The organism is Mesorhizobium sp. P2_A12 (assembly GCF_056405075.1).
The window spans coordinates 44,917-66,380 of record NZ_JBFUCU010000012.1 but is presented as its reverse complement, the minus strand read 5'-3'; the positions used below and the strand labels follow the sequence as shown (position 1 = coordinate 66,380).

The 21,464-nt window shown below is 60.8% G+C and carries 16 protein-coding genes; 4 read left to right on the top strand and 12 right to left on the bottom strand.

Annotation, left to right across the window (positions count from 1 at the left end):
- Positions 1-47: 47 nt before the first annotated feature.
- The gene (locus tag AC1DZU_RS22800) at positions 48-1,115 is read left to right on the top strand and encodes a BMP family ABC transporter substrate-binding protein (RefSeq protein ID WP_477288563.1); all 1,068 of its coding nucleotides are present in this window, start codon (positions 48-50) and stop codon (positions 1,113-1,115) included.
- Positions 1,116-1,163: 48 nt separating this feature from the next.
- On the opposite strand, the gene AC1DZU_RS22795 is transcribed toward AC1DZU_RS22800, so the two are convergent.
- The 7 genes from AC1DZU_RS22795 to AC1DZU_RS22765 all read right to left on the bottom strand — a co-directional run bounded on the left by AC1DZU_RS22795 (position 1,164) and on the right by AC1DZU_RS22765 (position 8,001).
- Positions 1,164-2,270: an acyltransferase family protein gene (locus AC1DZU_RS22795; RefSeq protein WP_477288561.1), complete on the bottom strand. Its 1,107-nt coding sequence runs from the start codon at positions 2,268-2,270 to the stop codon at positions 1,164-1,166.
- Between the two features lie 99 nt (positions 2,271-2,369).
- Positions 2,370-3,683, bottom strand: a complete 1,314-nt coding sequence (gene rimO / locus AC1DZU_RS22790) for a 30S ribosomal protein S12 methylthiotransferase RimO (RefSeq protein WP_477288559.1) — start codon at positions 3,681-3,683, stop codon at positions 2,370-2,372.
- Between the two features lie 147 nt (positions 3,684-3,830).
- Positions 3,831-4,490, bottom strand: a complete 660-nt coding sequence (locus tag AC1DZU_RS22785; protein WP_477288557.1) for a TerC family protein — start codon at positions 4,488-4,490, stop codon at positions 3,831-3,833.
- Between the two features lie 187 nt (positions 4,491-4,677).
- Positions 4,678-5,106: a DUF930 domain-containing protein gene (locus AC1DZU_RS22780; protein WP_457154815.1), complete on the bottom strand. Its 429-nt coding sequence runs from the start codon at positions 5,104-5,106 to the stop codon at positions 4,678-4,680.
- A 56-nt stretch (positions 5,107-5,162) separates the two neighbouring features.
- On the bottom strand, positions 5,163-5,861 hold the full coding sequence (locus tag AC1DZU_RS22775) for a DUF2161 domain-containing phosphodiesterase (RefSeq protein WP_477288554.1): 699 nt from the start codon (positions 5,859-5,861) through the stop codon (positions 5,163-5,165).
- 354 nt (positions 5,862-6,215) lie between these two features.
- Positions 6,216-7,019 carry a sterol desaturase family protein gene (locus AC1DZU_RS22770; RefSeq protein ID WP_477288552.1) on the bottom strand — a complete coding sequence of 268 codons (804 nt, stop codon included), beginning with the start codon at positions 7,017-7,019 and terminating at the stop codon, positions 6,216-6,218.
- A 58-nt stretch (positions 7,020-7,077) separates the two neighbouring features.
- Positions 7,078-8,001, bottom strand: a complete 924-nt coding sequence (locus AC1DZU_RS22765) for a class I SAM-dependent methyltransferase (protein WP_477288550.1) — start codon at positions 7,999-8,001, stop codon at positions 7,078-7,080.
- A gap of 142 nt (positions 8,002-8,143) precedes the next feature.
- On the opposite strand from AC1DZU_RS22765, the gene AC1DZU_RS22760 reads away from it, so the two are divergent.
- The 3 genes from AC1DZU_RS22760 to AC1DZU_RS22750 are packed head-to-tail and all read left to right on the top strand — an operon-like array spanning position 8,144 to position 11,594.
- Complete coding sequence (locus AC1DZU_RS22760; protein WP_477288548.1) at positions 8,144-8,902, top strand: TylF/MycF/NovP-related O-methyltransferase; 759 nt, start codon at positions 8,144-8,146, stop codon at positions 8,900-8,902.
- Positions 8,903-8,916: 14 nt separating this feature from the next.
- Positions 8,917-10,944, top strand: a complete 2,028-nt coding sequence (locus AC1DZU_RS22755) for a glycosyltransferase (protein ID WP_477288546.1) — start codon at positions 8,917-8,919, stop codon at positions 10,942-10,944.
- The gene (locus AC1DZU_RS22750; protein WP_206073843.1) at positions 10,944-11,594 is read left to right on the top strand and encodes a class I SAM-dependent methyltransferase; all 651 of its coding nucleotides are present in this window, start codon (positions 10,944-10,946) and stop codon (positions 11,592-11,594) included. Before AC1DZU_RS22755 ends, AC1DZU_RS22750 begins: the two co-directional genes overlap by 1 nt.
- A gap of 97 nt (positions 11,595-11,691) precedes the next feature.
- On the opposite strand, the gene AC1DZU_RS22745 is transcribed toward AC1DZU_RS22750, so the two are convergent.
- The 5 genes from AC1DZU_RS22745 to AC1DZU_RS22725 all read right to left on the bottom strand — a co-directional run bounded on the left by AC1DZU_RS22745 (position 11,692) and on the right by AC1DZU_RS22725 (position 21,426).
- Positions 11,692-13,056: an HlyD family type I secretion periplasmic adaptor subunit gene (locus AC1DZU_RS22745; RefSeq protein ID WP_477288544.1), complete on the bottom strand. Its 1,365-nt coding sequence runs from the start codon at positions 13,054-13,056 to the stop codon at positions 11,692-11,694.
- Positions 13,056-14,849: a type I secretion system permease/ATPase gene (locus tag AC1DZU_RS22740; RefSeq protein WP_425492244.1), complete on the bottom strand. Its 1,794-nt coding sequence runs from the start codon at positions 14,847-14,849 to the stop codon at positions 13,056-13,058. The genes AC1DZU_RS22745 and AC1DZU_RS22740 overlap by 1 nt, the downstream gene beginning before the upstream one ends.
- 17 nt (positions 14,850-14,866) lie before the next feature.
- A complete protein-coding gene (locus tag AC1DZU_RS22735) occupies positions 14,867-16,357 on the bottom strand; it encodes a beta strand repeat-containing protein (protein ID WP_477288541.1) in 1,491 nt (496 codons plus the stop codon).
- A 169-nt stretch (positions 16,358-16,526) separates the two neighbouring features.
- A complete protein-coding gene (locus AC1DZU_RS22730) occupies positions 16,527-18,626 on the bottom strand; it encodes a CAP domain-containing protein (protein ID WP_477288539.1) in 2,100 nt (699 codons plus the stop codon).
- A 166-nt stretch (positions 18,627-18,792) separates the two neighbouring features.
- The gene (locus AC1DZU_RS22725; protein ID WP_477288537.1) at positions 18,793-21,426 is read right to left on the bottom strand and encodes a matrixin family metalloprotease; all 2,634 of its coding nucleotides are present in this window, start codon (positions 21,424-21,426) and stop codon (positions 18,793-18,795) included.
- Between the last annotated feature and the right edge of the window lie 38 nt (positions 21,427-21,464).

Sequence of the window (21,464 nt, the reverse complement as noted above, 5' to 3'; positions counted from 1 at the left end):
TAAAAACAAACGGGAAGCTCCAAGGCTTAACACAGAGAGGTAACACAATGAAAAAACTGCTTATTGCCCTGATGACCACGACAGCGGCAGTTTCGCTGGCGGCGTCCGCAGAGGCAGCCGACAAATTGAAGGCTTGCTGGGTCTACACTGGCCCGATCGGTGATTTCGGCTATTCCTACCAGCACGACCAGGGCCGTCTCGAGGTGGAGAAGGCGCTCGGCGACAAGGTCGAAACCGCCTATCTCGAAAACGTCTCCGAAGGCCCTGATGCCGACCGTGCTTTCGAGCGTCTGGCGCGCGAAGGCTGCAAGATCATCTTCGGTACCTCCTTCGGCTTCATGGACCCGGAAGTGAAGGTCGCCAAGAAATTCCCGAAGGTGATGTTCGAGCACGCAACCGGCTACAAGACCGGGGACAATCTCGGCATCTACAATGCGCGTTTCTATGAAGGCCGCTATGTGCTCGGCCAGATCGCCGCCAAGGAATCGAAGGCTGGCGTCGCCGGCTACATCGTTTCCTTCCCGATCCCCGAAGTGGTGATGGGCATCAATTCCTTCATGCTCGGCGCACAATCGATCAACCCGAATTTCAAAGCCAAGATCGTCTGGGTGAATTCGTGGTTCGACCCGGGCAAGGAAGCCGACGCCGCCAAGGCGCTGTTCGACCAGGGCGCCGACATCATCGTCCAGCATACCGATTCGACCGCTGCCCTGCAGGTGGCCGAGGAACGCAAGCTGCACGGCTTCGGCCAGTCCTCGGACATGATCAAGTTCGCACCGAACGCGCAGCTGACCTCGCTCACCGACGAATGGGGTCCATACTACATCAGCCGGGTCCAGGCGGCCCTCGACGGCACCTGGAAGCCGGACAATGTCTGGCTCGGCATCAAGGACGGCGCGGTCAAGCTCGCCCCCTTCACCAACATGCCCGACGACGTGAAGGCGATGGCCGAAGCCACCGAGAAGAAGATCGCCGGCGGCTGGAACCCCTTCACCGGACCGGTCGCCAAGCAGGACGGCACGCCGTGGCTGAAGGATGGCGAGGTCGCCGATGACGGCACGCTGCTCGGCATGAACTTCTATGTGAAGGGTGTCGACGACAAGCTGCCGCAGTAAACGGCGCGAGAGACCGAAAAGGAAAGGGGCGCCGCAGGGCGCCCTTTTTCATTCGGCGGGTTGCGTCGTGGCCTGGGTGTGACGAAATCTCGCCAATCCGGCATCGACCGCGCGGCCGAGCCAAATCCTGAGCAGCCGCTGAGCCGGTCGTTCGCAGGCGCTCCAGATTCCCCACGAAACAATAAGCATGAGTGCGATGCAGCCAAAGGCAGCGAACCATTTGCCGACCAGCGGAGCTGCGGCATTGATGGCGAGGTAGCCGATGTTCTGGTGCAGGAGATAGAGCGGGTAGGTCAGCCCACCCAGCGCCAGAGTGAGCGCCGAGGATCGCAGACGATGACGCAACAGGACCGCGCCGATCAAGGCCGCGTGCATGACGACATTGGCGACGACGAGATTGGCCGACGAAACGGAGATGCCATAGTGGTCCTGCATCCAGTGCTGCGTCACGGACAGTGTGCCGCATGAGATCAGGAACGATGCCGCGAGCAACAGCAAGGCGGGCAGGGAACGGCCATGTGCGTGGAGGTGGTGGACCAGCACGCCGGCGGCGAAGAACGGCGCGAACTCGGTGATGAACAGCAGCCTTGCCGCGCCGCTGCCGAGGAAGAATTCGTTCAAGGCCGAGATCGCCAGCCAGATGAAGATCAATTCCAGCTTGCGTCCCTCGAAGAGCCCGGTGAACAGGGCCAGCGTTACCCAACCGTAGAAGACCAGTTCAAGAACGATCGACCAGTAGACGCCATCCATAAAGGGCCGGCCGAAGGCTGGCGCGAGCATCGACAGATTGGCGGCATACTGGGCGAAGGAGGCCGCAAGCAGCGGTGTGCCGGCAAGCGCGACAATTGCGAAAGTGATCGTCATGCAGAACAGGAAACCCGGATAGAGGCGAACGAAGCGTGCGATCGCGAACTGGTCCCAGCGCCGGTTTTCCGCAGACCAGGCAATGACGAAACCGCTGATCAGAAAGAACAGATTGACGCCGAGATAGCCATGGATGGCGAACGGTGCGGCAAGTGGATACCCCTCGGCAAGGAACCCTTCGGCGGTTGCGCCGCGAAAGAAATAGTGAAACAGCACGACGGCCAACGACGCCGCCAGCCTGAGCAGGTCCAGCGTCGCGATGTAATCCCGCCTGGCAGGTCTGACGTCCATCCGAATTTCCGCATTTACGGTCTGGAAACCATACTGCGGATCGCGGCTGAACGGGTTAAGCGGGCTGAACTATCGCCAGGTGTAGTAAATTCGGCCGCGTCAGACCGCCGAACCGTAGAGGTCATAGGCATCGGCGCGGTCGATCTTGACGGTGACAATGTCGCCGGCACGCAGCGGACGGCGCGACTGGATATGCACCGAGCCGTCGATCTCGGGCGCGTCGTATTTGGTGCGGCCCTTTGCCGATGTGCCGTGCGCCTCATCGATTAGCACCGGCAGGCGCTTGCCGACCTTCTTGGCAAGCTGCGTCGCCGAGATCTTCTGCTGGCGCTGCATGAAGCGGTGCCAGCGTGCTTCCTTGATCTCTTGCGGGACCTGTTCGAGGCCGAGGTCCTTGGAGCGGGCGCCGCGGACCGGCTCGTATTTGAAGCAGCCGGCGCGGTCGATCTTGGCCTCGTCGAGCCAGTCGAGCAGCATTTCGAAATCATCATCCGTTTCGCCGGGAAAGCCGACGATGAAGGTCGAGCGGATGGCGAGATCAGGGCAGACCTCGCGCCAGCCGCGGATGCGCTCGAGCGTCTTTTCGCCATGAGCGGGCCGTCGCATGTTCTTCAGCACCTGCGGCGAAGCATGCTGGAACGGGATGTCGAGATAAGGAAGGATCTTGCCGTCGGCCATCAGCGGGATGACGTCGGCGACATGCGGGTAGGGGTAGACGTAGTGCATGCGCACCCAGATGCCGAGCTTGCCCAGTTCCTCGGAAAGATCGAGGAATTTCGCCCGCACTTCGCGGTCGCCGAACATGCTGGTCTGGTACTTGATGTCGATGCCGTAGGCGCTGGTGTCCTGCGAGATGACGAGGATCTCCTTGACGCCGGCCTTGGCCAGTTTCTCGGCCTCGCGCAGCACGTCGGCCGCGGGCCGCGAGACGAGATCCCCACGCAGCGCCGGGATGATGCAGAAGGTGCAGCGGTTGTTGCAGCCTTCGGAAATTTTGAGATAGGCGTAGTGGCGCGGGGTCAGCTTGACGCCTTGCGGCGGCAGCAGGTCGATATAGGGATCGTGCGACGGGGGCGCCGCCTCATGCACGGCGGCCATCACGCTCTCATAGGCCTGCGGCCCGGTGATCGCCAGCACATTGGGGTGCCTCTCGCGAATGACGTCCGGCTCCGCACCAAGGCAGCCGGTGACGATGACCCTGCCGTTTTCCGACAGCGCTGAGCCGATGGCATTGAGCGACTCGTCGCGGGCGGAATCGAGAAAGCCGCAGGTGTTGACCACGACAAGGTCGGCGCCGTCATGCTTGCGTGCGATCTCGTAGCCCTCGGCGCGCAGGCGCGTGATAATGCGTTCCGAATCCACAAGGGCCTTCGGGCATCCAAGACTGACAAAACTCACGCGAGGAGCGGACATATAGGGTTTCCGGGCTTTTCAGGATTGCCGGCGCAGTACCACACTTATTGCGGCATTGGTATGGGCACGCCTTCGATGCGGCAAAACGCACGGCGACTGCGCTTGCGTCCATGCTCTTCCGGATCGAAGACGCAGCCGGCAGCCGCCTCAGCTGACCACGTTGTTTACATGCGGCCAGACTTCCATCGCACCACGGTAGACCATGTCCACGGCCACATAGAGAATGATCAGCAGGCCGATATAGGCGATCCAGCGGTGGCGATGCAGCAGCTTGGCAATGAAAGTCGCGGCGAGCCCCATCAGTGCGATCGATAGCACAAGGCCGATGACCAGCACCGGAAAATGATCGCGCGCAGCGCCCGCGACCGCCAGCACGTTGTCGAGCGACATCGACACGTCCGCGACGACGATCTGCAATGCTGCCTGGCCGAGCGTCTTGCGCTTCGTCTTGCCGGCCACCATCTTGTCGCTGTTGAGATCGGAGTTCGACAGCGCCTCGGTCGCTTCCAGCTCATCGGCATGCGACGTGCGCAGTTCGCGGTACATCTTCCAGCAGACCCACAGCAGCAGGATGCCGCCGGCCAGCAGCAGGCCGACGATCGCCAGCAGCTTGACGGTAACCGCGGCAAAACCGATGCGCAGCACCGTTGCCGCCAGCACGCCGATGAGGATCGCCTTCTTGCGTTGTTCGGCCGGCAGGCCGGCAGCGGCAAGGCCGATGACGATCGCATTGTCGCCAGCAAGCACGAGGTCGATGGCGATGACCTGGAGCAGGGCGGTCAGGCTGGCAGCGCTGAAAATGTCCATCGACCGGAAGCCCTTGCTGATTTGCCGAGTGTTCGTCGATTATCCAGGACGGCCCTAACTTGGTGGTCCCTTGGCGTCAAGGGATCACTCACGGCGACGTGATCAAACCATCTTTGCACTGAAGCCGCGTTGAGGGAGCCGCTGCACGCGCCCGTAGCCGGGCAGAACCACCGCCGCCGACTGCCAATCAATCGTAGAGATTATACTTTGCCCACTCGGCTTCCGGAATCTCGTCGCCGATCCGATAGCGGAGCTGCAATACTTCCATATGGTCGGGCGCCGTCTGGCATTTGAATTTCAACCGGTACCATTGCCCCTTGCTGCGAAATGCAGCACCCGGACTTCTGATTGCATCGGCGCCCATCTCGGGCGTCGCGAAGGCGTAGGCAACGACGCGATCCGCCTTGAACTTGCGATCGTCATGGGTGATCCGGTCGAGCACTTCGGCATCACAACGCTGTTCAAGGCGGGTTTGGGGGTCGAGTTTCAACAGGCCGGCGCGCAAGGCATTGTCCATTGCGTTGGCCGGGAAACCCAATGTCACGGACGCAAAACCCAGTGTCACGGACGCCAAGGCCATCATGCAGAGCTTCTTCATGGGTGGGACAAGCATCATATTTTACCGGAAAAATCAACCAAGGGGAGGGCCCCGAAGCCTGCAGGACCCTTCAATCAAATGGCCGGTTCGTTCAAAATTGCGTGTCGAGATTCATCATGCGATGGTTGCGGCCAACGGATCAACGAGGCACGGCCGGCATCCGTGAGATCATAGAGACCGCGGTCGACGCGCGCGAACCAGCCATAGACATTGTGCCGCAGAATCTTCGGCGCGATCGGCGTCAGCGCCGTCAGATCACGCGGACGCTTGGGTCCATCCGCCATGGCGGCGGCGCAGGCAAGCGCGCTTTGGCGATAGGCGGTCATGATCGGATTGCGCGATCCTCCTCCCGCAACGGGATCGCCGCGACGGCGCTGGTGCTCGTCGACCAGGCGAGAGCGCCGCCGCGCATTCTTGCGCGGTGCCACGGCGATCGGGCTGAGAAGCACCTCGACCCGGTCGGTCGCGGTCACGCCAAGCAGGCCGAAGCCAAGCCGGCGGCAGAGATTGCGAAACCGCGCATCGCCTTCGCGTCCCTTGCCCCGGGCCGACATGCGCGCGGCCAGCCACACCTCGTCGCAGGCCGTCGCGCGATCCACGCCCTGCAGCACGAGTTCAAGATTGAACTGCAGCTTCAGCTCGCAGATGACGACGATGGGCGGCTCTCCGTCGCGCAACGCGACGATGTCGCAGCCACCGATCTCACCCTTCACGACGAAGTCGAGGCCTTCGAGGAACCGCTTCACCGGCGCATAAAGTGAGGTCTCGTTCATACAGAGGAGACTTAGCCGATTCGGCGCAAAAAGCCTTCCTGACAGCGCACAGCAGGAGACAGTCTCCTTTTCCGAACAGCTCTCCGTTGAGGACATGGAACCCTGCGCGCCCGGCAACGCGGCCTTCGATCGTGAAAATGTGGTGCCGCCGTCCGGAAAAATTAGAAACGACTAATGCACTTGTGTCGCATCAGTGTCGCAATCGCGCGATAATTAACCACTGCGCGAATGACAAATGCAGCGTTGCGCGTCCTCCCAAGATGACCCCTCTGGTCCCTGCCGGTGGGGTTTTCTCTTTCAAAGAACCGTAGTGGCGCTCGCGAAGGGGCAAACCTGTCTCGACGCCTTACGACGTCAACCTTCCGCTTCAGTGCTCGGTGCTGCTGGATTAGATCGCTGCCTGCGGGGCTGGAGCGGATAGCCGACCTGGCCAAAGTAGGTCGAAGGGACCGGATCATCGACGCCGTACTTCTCCGGCACCTTGTTGCCGGTGGCATTATAGGTACCGAACATCACGTCGAGGAAGGGCAACTGCCCGGCGAAGTTCTTGTCATAGGCTTCGCGCTGATTGGCGTGATGCCAGCGATGGAACTGCGGGCTGGCGATCAGCCACTTCAAAGGGCCGAACGAAATCCGCATGTTCGAATGGACCAACATCGTGTGCCAAAAGTAGATGACCGAAAAGATGGCGATCGAGGCTTCCGAGAACCCGAGGAAAAAGACCGGCGTCAGCGATATTGCCTTCGTGACTATGATGTCGACCGGGTGAGAGTGGAAAGCACCGAGCCAGTCCAACTCCTTGATGCCATGATGAATGGCATGGAACTTCCAAAGCGCAGGGATTTTATGAAAGGCGCGATGTGCCCAGTAGACGCCGAGATCGGTGATCAGGATGATTTCCGCAACCTGTAGCCAGACGGGCTGACTGCCAACGGCTTGCGTTATCGATTGCGGGACAAGCATGGCAGCGAGCCCGAGGACACCGGCGGCCATCAAGACGACGGCTGCCTTTACGATAAAGCTGTTGAACAGCAGGTAGATCACATCGACGGCAAAGCCCTCGCGGAGGATCTTTTGCGGCCGCTCGGCAAAAAGATGTTCGAACGGAATGAAGATCAGCGCGCAGATCAACAGCGCCTTGATACCAAAAATATCCATTCACCCGCCTCTATCGCCCTAGCTTCGTGTCACCGCGGAAAGCCGGTGATTCGCTAGTCTAGCGCGCAAAGCCGCGTTTGATGCGATCGACCACCGCCCTTACCGGGGCGGATGCACGCCAGGTCGTGCTGGACGTTATGGCGTCCTGGCGAGCCTGTGCGTCCCGGCTTGCCTTTCGCGCACGTTCAATCTCCTCGATCAGCCGCGAATTGTCCGAGCGCAGGTGCTCCAGTTCGGCATCGTTTTGCCGCGAGTGCACGCTGGCTATGTGGGACCATAGCTGCCGTTGCCAGCGGTCCAGGGAAGTCTCCCGCTCCAAGGCATGAGGCTGGAGCTGATCCCGGACCGCGGACGCGAGCCTGCCGAGGCCCATCACGGCGACGGTGTCGGGAAGGAACGCCGTCTCGTGCTCGATGCCGAGATGATCGAGAAAGCGCTCCGCATTGACAATGGCGTCCGCGATCAGGTTGGCATCGTGGAAGGAAATGATGCAATCCGGCTTCATAAGCCCGAGAACGCCGACAAAGTCCGAAAAACAGGCCGTGTTGGTGTGCTCCGCGTCGATCAGCGCGAGCGTCGCCTTGGGCTTGATCGACTGGGGCGGCACATCGGAAACGTCGCTATCGATGGTGGTCAGCTTGGCCATTGCGTCGGGCGGAAGCTTGTCGGACAGCAAGGCGACCATCCGGGCCGCCGTGTTGTCCGGGTAGTGAAAAACCTCGGCACGCTCGTCGGGCTGGGTCGCCGGCCGCAGATCGACCGATATCACCGCCTCGCAGGCCGGATCGATCAAATGCGGCAGCAGGCTGCCGCCGATATCCGAGCCAACCTCGAGATAGACGTAGCGGCCGAGCATCGATCGCGCGAAGTTCTGCACGCGCAGGAAACTTGTGCGGTCACTGAGCGTGCTTCCGGTATCGACCTGGAAAACAGCAATGTCGAGCTTCTCGATCATGCCCATCGCTTGATTGGCGGTTAGCATTCAGGGGCTCCCATTGGACAATTATTCGCCGCTCGCTTGCATGGCGCGACCGGTTGGATCGCGCAAATCCTGTTGCACTTCGGCTGGATATCCGCAACAGCGTATTTCGCCATGAACAGTTACGCGCCTTGAAAGGTCGACGATGAACCGCCTCTATACTGATCTCCTGATCAAGATCATCGCCAACACAATCTACGGCTCTGGTTCGCAGGTGATCGATCCGTCGAAAATCGGAGAGTCGACCCCGTTCAATCGCGAGGATCGCCTCATGGGCCGCGATTGGCCGACGGTTGCTCACTCGATGGCGGGCGTCAGGCGCCTGACAAATGTCCGCGACCTCGTCCAGCGCGTCATCGATGAAAACGTGCCCGGGGATTTGATCGAGACCGGCGTCTGGCGCGGTGGCTGCTGTATCCTGATGAAAGGCGTGCTGGCCGCCAACGGGATCACGAACAGGAAGGTGTATGTCGCGGACTCGTTCGACGGTTTGCCACCGCCGGACCCCGAGAATTTTCCGGCCGACCTGGGTGACAGGCTGCACGAATACCGGCAGCTTGCGATTGACCAGGCACAGGTCGAATCCAACTTTGCCGCCTATGACCTCCTGGACGACCAGGTGGTCTTCGTCAAAGGCCTGTTCGGAGACACCTTGCCTGGCCTGAAAGCCGGTCCATTCGCCCTGATCCGACTGGACGGCGATATGTACGAGTCGACGATGGACAGCCTCGAAGCGATTTATCCAAGGCTGTCGCCCGGCGGGTTCGCGATCATCGATGACATGGCGTTTGGGCCATGCCGGCAAGCGGTCGAGGACTACCGCACGCGTAACGGCATCAAAGCCGAGATCCACGAGATAGACTGGACGGGCGGTTGGTGGCAGAAGCCAATGGCTGACAACTGAGCCACGGAATCGCGATGAAAACGAAAACCCTGTCCGTCGTTGTTGTCGCTTACAACATTCCCCGAGAACTGCCGCGAACCTTGCGTTCGCTCGCAACGCCCTACCAGCAAGACGTGAGGACGGATGATTACGAGGTCATCGTCGTCGACAACGGATCGTCACCAGCCGTTAGCGAGGGGCTGGTTGCGGACTATGGGCCGAACTTTCGCCTGCTGCGCATCGACGACGCATTGCCGTCGCCCGCGGCTGCCGTCAATCGCGGGATAAGGGAGGCGAGGGGGGACAACATCGGCGTTATGATCGACGGCGCGCGGATCGTGACACCCGGGTTGGTGCATTTCGCTCGCATCGGCCTGGGCATGGCTCCGACGGCAGTCGTGGCTGCGCCTGGCTGGTATCTTGGCAGCGACACCCAGGTGAATGCCCGCAGCAATGGCTATACGAAGGCCATCGAGGATTCGCTTTTGCAATCGATCCGATGGCCGGAAGATGGGTACCGTCTGTTCGAGATCGGGACGATGGATGAGTCGTCGGTCGATCCGTGGTTCACGCCGATATCCGAAGCGAATGCCCTGTTCATGAGCCGGGAGAGCTGGCAGGCAATCGGCGGCATGGATGAACGCTTCACCTATCCGGGAGGCGGCTTCGTCAACATTGATACGCTCGAACGTGCGATGGAGATGCCGCGGGCAAAGCTCATCCTCACCCTGGGAGAGGCTACATTTCACCAGTTGCACGGAGGTGTCGCCACCAACGCAACCGTCGAGCAGCCCAAACACTGGCTCCTCTGGAAGGCCGAAAGGGACGCGTTGAGGGGGCGCGCGGACTTTAGCTTTCACGCCCCCTCGGCGTTCGTGGGATCGCTGCCTCTAGCGCTTGCGCCGCACCTTGCCCGCGCCCTGATTGTGTCTCCACACGGCGCCGGGCCAGCCACGGCCGCGGGCTTCAGGGCGCAATTGAAGCCATCGGAAGAACCCGCGCCGACCAACCAGGCAGCCGCGGCGCTTGTCGAGTTGGCCAAGGTCGAGTTGGAGCGCGGGAATTACAAGGCGGCGGCAGACGTCGCTCGCATGGCAAGCAGCCATGCACCCGCCGAGCTGGCAACGTCACGCGTGCTTTTGTCCGCCGGCCTTCTTTCGCGGTACAATGAGCATCGGGATGCCGCCTATTTCACGGCGATCGGCGATGCGCACCGTGTCATCGGCGAGAACGAAACCGCCGACATTCAATACCGCAACGCCTTGGCGCTTGCCGCCGACAGCGTGGGTGCCCATGCCGGCCTGGCCAGCACGCGGATGTCGGGGCCTTCCTATTACGACTGGCTGGAGCGTCTTTACGCAGAGCTGAAGCCCGCCGTGGTGGTGGAGATAGGCGTCTTTGACGGCGTGTCACTTTCCAAGGTGAAGGCACCAGCCCTTGCAATAGGCATCGATCCCAATCCACGCGCCACGGTGGCGCTCGGCGCGCAAACGCACATTTTTCCGGAGACGAGTGACGCCTTCTTCGATCGCGGTGGAGCGGACGCCCTGCTTGCCGGCCGCCCGGTCGGCGTCGGGTTCATCGACGGTCTGCACACTTTCGACCAAGTGCTGCGCGACTTTGCCAACCTTGAACGCTACTGCGACGCCGGCTCGGTTCTGCTCGTGCACGACACCGCCGCCCTGGACGACGCGACGCAAAGGGTTCCGCCGACGACGCAATTCCACACCGGCGACGTCTGGAAACTGGTTCCGGCGCTTAGGACGCTGCGCCCCGATCTCGACGTGTTCACCATTGCCACGCCCTGGACCGGGCTCACTGTGATATCCGGCTTCGGCAAGGGCAGATATGATCGTTCGTGGATCGCCAACGCCGCCCAACGCTTTGCAAACATGGAGTTTGCCGAGATCGAGGCAAACCTTGGCGAAGCGCTTGGCCTTGTCGCAAACGAATGGGAGCCGGTGCTTGCGCGGATCAGGGCCAACCTCGTCGGCAAAGCGGTGGCAATTCACGATCAAGGCGGCTGGCGGCGGCAAATTGCCAAGCTGATGAAGAGGCTATGATGGGCGGGTTCCTGCATCAGTACTTTCTGAACAACAGCGGCAAAGAGATTTACAAGTGGCTGCACTATTTCGACGTCTACGAGCGCCACTTCGAACGGTTCAGAAACCGGAGGCCGGTCGTCGTTGAAATCGGCGTCTACAAGGGCGGATCGCTCGACATGTGGCGTGCTTATTTCGGCGAGGGCGCGCGAATCGTCGGAGTAGACATCGATCCTGCATGCAAGGCGCACGAGTCCGAAGGGGTCGAGGTCTTCATTGGAAGTCAGGACGACCCTCGACTGCTCGATCGGATCGTCGAGAAATATGGCCCCATCGACATTGTAATCGATGATGGCAGCCACATGATGGATCATGTCATCGCGACCTTCGAGCATCTCTACCATCATGTGCAGCCGAACGGCGTCTACTTCGTCGAGGACACGCATACGAGCTATTGGGACGACTATGGCGGAGGGCTGCGCAAGCCGGGATCGTTCATGGAATTCGCCAAGGGAAAGCTCGACGAGATCAACGCGCATCACGCCCGCGGCGCCTTGCCGCCGAACGCCTTCACCCATGCAACAGACTCAATCTGTGTCTATGACAGCATTGTCGTCTTTGAAAAACGGCCGCAGGGCAGACGTCAGTCGCTCTTGACAGGGCAGGGGTAAATCCATGCACCGGCCGGTTTGAAGTCGTTGGCTCTCGGTGCTTCGCGCTTAAAGGGCTGTCCGAGTTGAAGGCACCCGCGCCCACGATCTTGGGCAATTATTCCCTGAAGGCCCGGGAGAGCTGATCGGTGATGGGTTTCATCAGATAAGACCAGACAGTGCGGTCGCCGGTCTGGATATGCAATTCGGCAGGCATGCCCGGAATGAGCCGGGTTGCCGTTTTCAGGCAGACCGCCTCGTCCGTAATGTTGATGCGGGCCTCATAATAGGCCGTCCGGTTGGCTGTGTCCTTGACCAGATCGGGGGAGATCCGATCGACCGTCCCGTGACACTCCGGCGTGGTGTTGCGATCGAAGGCCGAGAAGCGGATGACGACCGCCTGGCCAAGGCTGACGTCGTCGATGCGCAAGGGCGGAACCTGGGCATCGATCACCAGATCGTCGGTCTGCGGCACGATCAGCATCATGGTCTCGCCAGACGCGACAACGCCGCCAACCGTGTGGATCGCAAGTTCCTGCACGACGCCTGATTGCGGAGCCTTTATCGTCATATGGTCCAGCTGGTCCATGGCCACCTGCTTGCGCTCGACCAGTTCGGCCTCCTTGCCTTCGGCCTCGCGCAGGTCAGCGTTGGCGCTTTTGCGGAAGTCGTTGTCGAGCTGGATACTGGCCAGCGCGTTCTCGCTGATGCGCCCTTCCACTTCGGCGATCGCGGCCAGGAGCCTTCCGGCCTCGCCTTTTTGCTGGATGGTCTGCGTTTTCAAAGCGGTCAGGCGATCCAGCGATGCGAACCTCTTGGCGTAGAGATCCTGGATGATGACGAGGTCGTTGGTCGCCAGGTCAAGAGCTTCGAGGGCCGCGTCGCGCTGGGCCTTGAGGCCTTCGATCTGTTCTCGATATTGATCGTTGCGGGTTCCAAGCTGCGCCTTCTGGCTTTCCAGAAGCGTCATGTTGCTTCGATGCAGCGCGTTTTCACCCGCAATGAGGATCGCCATTGCGGGATCGCTGGCGCGGGCGGACAGATCGTCCGGGATGATCATCTCGTCGCGGCCAATGGTCTCCGCCTCCAGGCGGGTCATTTGCAGCCGCGCGCGGTCCAGCTGCTGGCCAATGATACCGAGATTTGCGCGTGCCACCGTGTCGTCGAAGCGAACCAGGACCTGGCCGGCCGTAACCTTGTCGCCATTTCGCACAAGGATTTCGCGGACGGTACCGCCAGTCTGCTCCTGCACCTTCTTCACATTCGATTCCACCACCACCGTTCCGCTGGCGATGACCGCACCGGCAAGGGATGTGGTCCCGGCCCAGATGCCGATGCCGCCAACAAGTGCGGCGACAACGACGAGGCCGGATCCAATGGTCCATCGAACTCCGTCACCACGCATCGACGAGCGTTGCGATGCCGGCAGGGTTGCTGCGTGCGAACGCGTCAGGTCGGCCGTTTGCGTGGGTGCGAGGCTCATCATGGCCGCCTGTCATGCAGGGTGACGACAGTTGGTGCGCGTTCGCCGCCCGGGGCCTGTTCCGGCCGCACATTGGCTGGGCGCGTCATCTTTGCCAGCACTTCGTCCCGCGGTCCCATCGCCTGTACCGTGCCGCCGGCCATGACCAACACGGTATCGATATTCGCCAGTGCCGCGGGCCGATGTGCGATGACGACGACGATGCCACCTCGATCGCGTACGCCCTTTATGGCTGCGCCCAGGGCGATGTCGCCCTCGCCGTCCAGATTGGAATTCGGCTCGTCGAGAACGACGAGGAACGGATCGCCATACAATGCCCGCGCCAGACCGACCATCTGACGCTGGCCTCCGGAGAGTGCTGAGCCGCCTTCGCCGATACGCGTCTGGAAACCGTCGCTCAGCCGGAGGATCATCTGTTTGACCCCGGCAGCTTCGGCCGCCGCAACAACCGCATCCGCGCTCGCGTTGGCGTTGAAGCGGTTGATGTTCTCGGCAACGGTGCCCTCAAACAACTCGATGTCCTGCGGCAGGTAGCCGACGTCGCGTCCAAGCGCTTCTTCATCGAATTGATCGAGTGCGGCCGCATCAAGACGCACAGTGCCGCGGAGAGGGGTCCATGCCCCGACGAGCGCACGCGCCAGCGTGGACTTGCCTGACGCGCTTGCTCCGATGATGCCCAGCCCGGCTCCCGCCTGCAAGGAGAACGCCACATTCTGGATGATTGGTTTTTGCTGGCCGGGAGCACCGACCGAGACCGCCTCGACCGACAGTGTCTCCCGAGGCCGCGGAAGCGTAAGAGGCGCTTCTTGTGCATCGGCGTTGCGCAGCATCTGCTTGAGCCGGCCATAGCTCTGTCTGGTGGAAACCCATGGGCGCCAGTTGGCGATGACGAGATCGACGGGCGACAGTGCCCTGGCGAGCATGATCGACGTCGCGATCATGATGCCAGGCGATGCCTCGCCTTCAATCACCAGGTAGGCGCCTAGTCCGAGCATCAGCGATTGCAGGATCATTCGCCACGTCCGCGAGACGGTCCCGGTCGCGCCGACAACGTCGGAAATGCGCAACTGATTGGCAAGATAGGCTTCGCTCCGGTCCTGCCAGAGACCGCTGATGCGAGGTCCCATGCCAAGTGCACGAACAACCTCCGCGTTCCGGCGTCCGGCATCGGAAAGCTGCTTGCGGGAAATGGATGATTCCATCGCTCGTTTGGCGGGACCGCGGCTCAAGCCTTCGGCAACCAGGGTCAGCAAGACGCTCACGATCGCGCCCGCCGTCGCGAGCGCTCCAAGCAGCGGGTGGAGGAAAAAGATGCCGACCAGATAGAAGGGCAGCCAGGGCAGATCGAAGAAGGCTGTCGGGCCCGATCCCGAGATGAAGCTGCGTATCTGGTCGAGATCGCCGATCGGCTGAAGCCGTGTGCCTTCCTGACCGGACCTGAGAGGGAGCGAGACCGAGAGAGCAAAGACAGCGGGTTGCAGGCTGGTGTCGAAACGCCTGCCGATCCGTGCAAGCAGCCTGAGCCGCAGGAGATCAAGCAGACCATAGGCGATATAAAGTCCCGCCATGGCGATCGAGAGCACTGTCAGGGTCGGAATGCTGTGCGAAGGCAGGACGCGGTCATAGACCTGAAGCATGTAGAGCGAGCCGGTCAGACCAAGCAGGTTGATCATTCCCGAGAAAACGGCGACGCAAACCAATGCCGCGGCGCACGACCTTAGCGCACGGCTGGGCGCGGACAATCCCGCTGGGGCAGGACGGGAGCCGCCGCGGTTCTGTATCTGAATTGCCACATGCCCCCGCTTAACGTTCAGACTACGACGAAATCGGCGTTGGTCAGCGCCAGGTTTGCGGCAAGCGTGGCGAAATGGATGGAACCACCCGCCGCACTGCCGTTGCTGTCATAGGTGAGCCAGCCGGTATCCGTCTCATAGATGATATGATCGTTGCCGTCACCCGCAAGGCCGGTGGTGTTCTTAACGAACTGTTCCGCCGTCAGCGTGCCGTTGCCGCCAAGCGCTGCAAAGATCGCATTGTCGACCTGGATTGTGTCGTCGACCACTGAGAAGTCGGTAATGCGGTCGACATTGGCAGAGGCGTTCAGCGCCGTGGTGAAGACGAAGGTGTCATGCCCGGTGCTGCCGGACAGCGTGTCGTTGCCGAGCAGGCCGTTGATGATGTTGTTGCCGGAATTGCCGGTGATGATGTTGGCAGTCGAGTTGCCTGTGCCATTGATGGAAGCCGCGCTGCGCAACGCCAGGTTCTCCAGCTCCTGGCCGGAAAGATTGAACGAGACATAGGCCTGCACATTGTCGGTGCCACCCCCGTTGGCCTCGATGACATGGTCTCCGGCATTTTCGACATAGTAGGTGTCGTTGCCTTGAGCGCCACTCATGGTGTCGGCGCCGGCAAGGCCGTTGATGACGTTGTTGCCGCTGTTGCCGGTGATGATGTTGGCAGCGGAATTGCCGGTGCCGTTGATCGAGGCCGCGCCGCGCAGCGCCAGGTTCTCCAGAGCCTGTCCCGATAGGTTGAAGCTGACATAGGCCTGCACATTGTCGGTGCCCCCGCCATTGGCCTCGATGACATGGTCGCCGGCATTGTCGACATAATAGGTGTCGTTGCCTTGCGCGCCGCTCATGGTGTCGGCACCGGCAAGGCCGTTAATGATGTTGCTGCCTGAATTGCCGGTGATGATGTTGGCAATGGAATTGCCGATGCCGTTGATGGAGGCCGCGCCGCGCAGCGTCAGGTTCTCCAGCTCCTGACCGGAGAGATTGAAGGAAATCGTGCTGTTGACTGTATCGGTGCCCTGGCCATTGGCCTCGAGGACAACGTCGCCGGCATTGTCGACCCAGTAGGTGTCGTTGCCGGTGCCGCCGCTCATCGTGTCGGCGCCGGCGCCGCCATTGATCGTGTCGGCGCCGCCGAACCCATAGAGCACGTCGTGCAGCGGTGTTCCGTTCAGCGTGTCATTGCCACTCAGCGCAAGATTGAGCAGACCCATCGTGTCATTGCTCATGACGAAGCCCACAACATCGGTGGCCGCTACGTTCAGGCCCGTGATCTGCAGCACCGTGCTGCCAGCCACCACATATTGGACGGATGTGACGGTTCCACCGGTAGGGACGCCGGCGTTATAAGTGAATCCAGAGCCCTGAAAGAGTGTGTAATTCGATGCGTCGTCAAAAAACCTTGCATAGAGAGGCTGGGCGTCCTCGAAGTCGTAGTCGAGCAGTGCTCCCACCTGCAGCGTATCGAAATTCAGTCCAGAAACCGTACCACCGCTGACAACAGCCATGACGTTCTCCCACCCAAGATTAACAACCCCAACCTATATTTACGAGGTTTCCTGAAACAGCACAACTGACCGTTCTTACTTGTAGTTAGCCACCGAGGGTTCGGGATGGAATTGTTGCAATGCACTTTGGCGGCGGCGAGGTCCGCTTCGGGGGACCGGCATGACCTTCTTATACCACGACGAAATCGGCGTTTGTCAGCGCCAGATTGGCGGCGAGGGTGGCGAAGTGGGTCGAGCCGCCCGCCGCACTGCCGTTGCTGTCATAGGTGAGCCAGCCAGTGTCCGTCTCGTAGATGATGTGATCATTGCCGTCACCGGCAAGGCCGGTGGTGTTCTTGATGAACTGGTCGGCGGTCAGCGTGCCGTTGCCGCCAAGCGCTGTGAAGATGGCGTTGTCGACCTGGATGGTGTCGTCGGCGACCGAGAAGTCGGTGATGTGGTCGACATTGGTGGAAGCATTCAGTGCCGTGGTGAAGACAAAGGTATCCTGGCCGGTGCTGCCGCTTAGCGTGTCGTTGCCGAGGAGGCCGTTGATGACATTGGCGCCCGAATTGCCGGTGATGATGTTGGCGGTCGAGTTGCCCGTGCCGTTGATGTTCGCTGAGCTGCGCAGCGCCAGGTTCTCCAGCTCCTGGCCGGAGAGGTTGAACGAGACGTAGGCCTGGACATTGTCGGTGCCCTGGCCGTTGAGCTCGACGACGTGGTCACCGGCATTGTCGACATAGTAGGTGTCGTTGCCTTGTGCACCGCTCATCGTGTCGGCGCCGGCAAGGCCGTCGATGACGTTGTTGCCGCTGTTACCAGTGATGACATTGGCAATGGAATTGCCGGTGCCATTGATGGAAGCCGAGCTGCGCAGCGCCAAGTTCTCCAGCTCCTGACCGGAAAGGTTGAAGGAGACATAGGCCTGCACATTGTCGGTGCCCTGGCCGTTGAGCTCGACGACATGGTCGCCGGCATTGTCGACATAGTAGGTGTCGTTGCCGATGCCGCCTTGCATGGTGTCGGCGCCTTCCTTGCCGTCCAAAGTATCATTGCCGCCAAGACCGCTGAGGGTGTTGATGCCTGAATTGCCGTTCAGCGCATTGGCCAGGCTGTTGCCGGTGGCGTTGATCGAAGCCGCGCTGCGCAGTGCGACGTTCTCGATGTTGCCCGTGAAGTGGTTGCCATCACTGAGGTTGATCGAGATATAGCCATTGACAATATCCGAGCCGTTGGCGCCGGCAGTGCTTTCACTGACGATATCGCCGGCGTTGTCGACATAGTAAGTGTCGTTGCCGGCCCCGCCATACATGGTGTCGGCACCTGCCTTGCCATCCAGCGTGTCATTGCCGGCCTTGCCGTCCAAATGGTCGCCGCCCGAGGAACCATATATGGCTTGGGTGCCGTCGGTGCCGATCAGCGTCAAGGCATTCGTGCCAAGCCCGACGATAGATGAAATGCCGTTGACCGCTGTCACGGATACCGACGTGCGGATGGTCGACTGGCCCATCAGATCGATCTTGGCGTTGAAGCCGGCAGCGATCGTCGCGGTGAGAACCACCGGCGTCACCTGGTCGCCACCGGCAAACGTGATGGTCTTGAGACCGGCCGTCAGCTCCTCGGAATAGCCGCCCGCGCTGCCGCTGGCCGTGTTCGGTCCGCCGCTGACGGAGACCGTTATGTTGCCGCGGCCTTCGCCGATCGAATAGAACTGGTCGGCGGTCACGGTATCGTTGAAGGCGACACCAGTGAGAAACTGGTGGTTTGCGCCTGGGCGGCCGAAATCTTCCGTCAGCATCGTCGCGTTGAGGCCCTGATAGACCCCCTGGGCCTGGCCGACACCGACCTCCTGATAGTCCGGATCCATCAAATTGACCCGGTGGCCGCGGCCAGGGTAGTTCGAATCGACAAACAGAAGTTGATGGAGCTGCAGAGACATCGCCGGTGTGAGAGTACCGGAAGTAGCGCTGTACGCGATGTTTTCGCCCGCCGAATTGTAGCTGTAGCCAGCGGCCGTTATCCGCTCGAATGGATCAGGGTCGCCCGCGCCCGGTCCCGTATGCGCGAAGTAGTCTCTATCGATCATGTCCTGGCTATGAGCCCGCGCCACGCTGAGCAGCGTGTCGTTCATCGCCAGCGGCTGCTTCATCGCGGTGGAGATGGTCTCGTTGGCCGGGACCCCCTCATTGAGGCTTATGCCATATCGTGCGGCTTCAGCGGCGGGATCGAGCCGCGCGCGATTGATCAGTTCCAGGATTGCCTGCTCGACAGCACTCTGATTGGCCATGACTTTCCCCATCCAGTATTGTGCGAGTATTATTTTTAGGCAACAAACTGCCGAAACACCAGCCGGCTGGAAGAAACCTGCTCAAAAGCCGTGCCATTCAATGCTTGAACGGGCTCGCCGTAATCGGGCGCCTGCGATTGCGTGGGGAGCTCTATCTTCGAGCGGATCAGACCACGGCGAAATCGGCGTTGGTGAGCGCCAGATTGGCGGTCAGCGTGGCGAAATGGGTGGAGCCGCCAGCGGCGCTGCCGTCGCTGTCATAGTAGAGCCAGCCGGTGTCGGTCTCGTAGATGATATGGTCGTTGACGTCGCCGGCAAGCCCTGTGGTGTTCTTGACGAACTGGTCCGCAGTCAGCGTGCCATTGCCGCCAAGCGCTGCGAAGATCGCGTTGTCGAGCTGGATGGTGTCGTCGACCACCAAGAAGTCGGTGATGCGGTCGACATTGGTCGAGGCGTTCAGCGCTGTGGTAAAGACGAAGGCATCCTGGCCGGTGCTGCCGGACAACGTGTCGTTGCCGAGGAGGCCGTCGATCGCGTTGGCGCCACTGTTCCCGGTGATGACATTGGCGATCGAATTGCCGGTGCCGTTGATGTTGCCGGTGCTTCTCAGCGCCAGGTTCTCCAGTTCCTGACCGGAGAGATTGAAGCTGACATAGGCCTGCACATTGTCGGTGCCCTGGCCGTTGAGCTCGATCACTTTATCACCGGCATTGTCGACGTAGTAGGTGTCGTTGCCGGTGCTGCCGCTCATCGTATCGCCGCCGCCGAGGCCATCGATGACGTTGTTGCCCGAATTGCCGGTGATGATGTTGGCGATCGAATTGCCGGTGCCGTTGATGGAAGCCGAGCTGCGCAGCGCCAGGTTCTCCAGCTCCTGCCCGGAGAGGTTGAAGGAGACGTAGGCCTGCACATTGTCGATGCCCTGGCCGTTGAGCTCGACGACATGGTCGCCGGCATTGTCGACATAGTAGGTATCGTTGCCTTGCGCGCCGCTCATGGTGTCGGCACCGGCAAGGCCGTCGATGATGTTGTTGCCGGTATTGCCGGTGATGATGTTGGCAGCGGAATTGCCGGTTCCGTTGATCGAAGCCGAGCTCCGTAGCGCCAGGTTCTCCAACTCCTGACCGGAAAGATTGAAGCTGACATAGGCCTGCACATTGTCGATGCCCTGGCCGTTGAGCTCGACGACATGGTCGCCGGCGTTGTCGACATAATAGGTGTCGTTGCCGGTGCTGCCGCTCATCGTGTCGGCACCGCCGAGGCCGTCGATGATGTTGTTGCCGCTGTTGCCGTTGATGATGTTGGCGATGGAGTTGCCGGTGCCGTTGATCGAAGCTGCACTGCGCAGCGCCAGGTTCTCCAGCTCCTGGCCGGAGAGGCTGAAGGAGACGTAGGCCTGGACGTTGTCGGTGCCGCCGCCATTCGCCTCGATGACATGGTCGCCGGCATTGTCGACATAATAGGTGTCGTTGCCGGTGCTGCCGCTCATCGTGTCGGCGCCGGCGAGCCCATCGATGACGTTGTTGCCTGAATTGCCTGTGATGATGTTGGCAGCGGAATTGCCGGTGCCATTGATCGAGGCCGCGCTGCGCAGCGCCAGGCTCTCCAATTCCTGGCCGGAAAGGCTGAAGCTGACATAGGCCTGTACATTGTCGGTGCCTTGGCCATTGGCCTCGATGACAAGGTCGCCGGCATTGTCGACATAGTAGGTGTCGTTGCCGATGCCGCCTTGCATGATATCGGCGCCACCACGGCCGTCGATGACATTGCCAACATTATTCCCGATGACGGTATCGGCATGTGCGCTGCCGATGACGTTCTCGATCGTTGTCGAGAACGCAAGGCCCAGATTTCGCTCCCATTCATAGGCCGGGGTGGTCGGATCAGTCAGGGTGTTTCGAATAAAGTCCCCAAAGCCACCAAATTGCGCGGTGAGGTCAGCTATCTGATTCTCGACATTGTAGTAGTCGAGATCCGAATAGGCGCCGGGGCGCAAATCGACGGTCGAACCTCGGGAAAGCGCGGACAGGTCTAGAGTGTCCGTGCCGCCGGCATCGTAGATCGCCTGCCTGCCATTCAAGCCATTGTCGGTAAAGGCATAGACCGTATTGCCGGTGGCAGTGGTCGGATCTGCGCCGTAATGGGACTGAATCGCCATGATATCGAGCACCATTGGCGTAAAGGACGACGTTCCCTCGACACTGTAAGCGATGCCCCCGCCGCCGCCGTCTGACCAAGTGAAGAAATAGTCTTCCGAGGTGTAGCTCATCACCGTGTAGGTTCTGCTGTCGTATCCCGCCGGCACAGTCGGCGCCTCGAACGGGTGTTTCAGTCCTAGGGCATGCCCGGATTCGTGGATGAGAATCTGGAAATCAGAGGTATGCTGGGCGAAACTGGATGACTTATAGGTCTCGTCGACCCAGATGTCGCCGTTGACGGCAATTGCCGTGTTGCCGGGCAGGGGCGGGCCATAGGCATAGGCGGCTATGCCTGAGCCCTCGCGCGCTGTGACGTCGGTGAATGCGACGCGGATTTTCCCGGGGATTGCATCCGATACCTCAGTTATCGAAGGCGCGATCAACGCGTCCCAAAGAGACAAGGCGGTCCGAAAGCTCGCCGCCTGGGTGCTGTTGAAAGGTCCAGACTGAGCGTCGAAAGGCTCTCCCGATCCATATTCTGTCTCCCAGAGTGAACCGGCGCCTGGAATTGAGTAAGTGATCGTCGAGCCGGACCACTTCGCACCGTCCACGTCAACAAGCCCATTCCGGGCCTGTGTCACGGTCACATTTGTCAAAGTCATCGCGCACCCCCCGCGGTTGTTGGACGATAATATTCGGC

What these genes read in the sequence shown, in the direction of transcription:
- AC1DZU_RS22800 (WP_477288563.1), top strand. Translation starts at nt 48, where the DNA reads ATGAAAAAACTGCTTATTGCCCTGATGACCACGACAGCGGCAGTTTCG.
- AC1DZU_RS22795 (WP_477288561.1), bottom strand. Translation starts at nt 2,270, where the DNA reads ATGGACGTCAGACCTGCCAGGCGGGATTACATCGCGACGCTGGACCTG.
- rimO (WP_477288559.1), bottom strand. Translation starts at nt 3,683, where the DNA reads ATGTCCGCTCCTCGCGTGAGTTTTGTCAGTCTTGGATGCCCGAAGGCC.
- AC1DZU_RS22785 (WP_477288557.1), bottom strand. Translation starts at nt 4,490, where the DNA reads ATGGACATTTTCAGCGCTGCCAGCCTGACCGCCCTGCTCCAGGTCATC.
- AC1DZU_RS22780 (WP_457154815.1), bottom strand. Translation starts at nt 5,106, where the DNA reads ATGATGCTTGTCCCACCCATGAAGAAGCTCTGCATGATGGCCTTGGCG.
- AC1DZU_RS22775 (WP_477288554.1), bottom strand. Translation starts at nt 5,861, where the DNA reads ATGAACGAGACCTCACTTTATGCGCCGGTGAAGCGGTTCCTCGAAGGC.
- AC1DZU_RS22770 (WP_477288552.1), bottom strand. Translation starts at nt 7,019, where the DNA reads ATGGATATTTTTGGTATCAAGGCGCTGTTGATCTGCGCGCTGATCTTC.
- AC1DZU_RS22765 (WP_477288550.1), bottom strand. Translation starts at nt 8,001, where the DNA reads ATGCTAACCGCCAATCAAGCGATGGGCATGATCGAGAAGCTCGACATT.
- AC1DZU_RS22760 (WP_477288548.1), top strand. Translation starts at nt 8,144, where the DNA reads ATGAACCGCCTCTATACTGATCTCCTGATCAAGATCATCGCCAACACA.
- AC1DZU_RS22755 (WP_477288546.1), top strand. Translation starts at nt 8,917, where the DNA reads ATGAAAACGAAAACCCTGTCCGTCGTTGTTGTCGCTTACAACATTCCC.
- AC1DZU_RS22750 (WP_206073843.1), top strand. Translation starts at nt 10,944, where the DNA reads ATGGGCGGGTTCCTGCATCAGTACTTTCTGAACAACAGCGGCAAAGAG.
- AC1DZU_RS22745 (WP_477288544.1), bottom strand. Translation starts at nt 13,056, where the DNA reads ATGAGCCTCGCACCCACGCAAACGGCCGACCTGACGCGTTCGCACGCA.
- AC1DZU_RS22735 (WP_477288541.1), bottom strand. Translation starts at nt 16,357, where the DNA reads ATGGCTGTTGTCAGCGGTGGTACGGTTTCTGGACTGAATTTCGATACG.
- AC1DZU_RS22730 (WP_477288539.1), bottom strand. Translation starts at nt 18,626, where the DNA reads ATGGCCAATCAGAGTGCTGTCGAGCAGGCAATCCTGGAACTGATCAAT.
- AC1DZU_RS22725 (WP_477288537.1), bottom strand. Translation starts at nt 21,426, where the DNA reads ATGACTTTGACAAATGTGACCGTGACACAGGCCCGGAATGGGCTTGTT.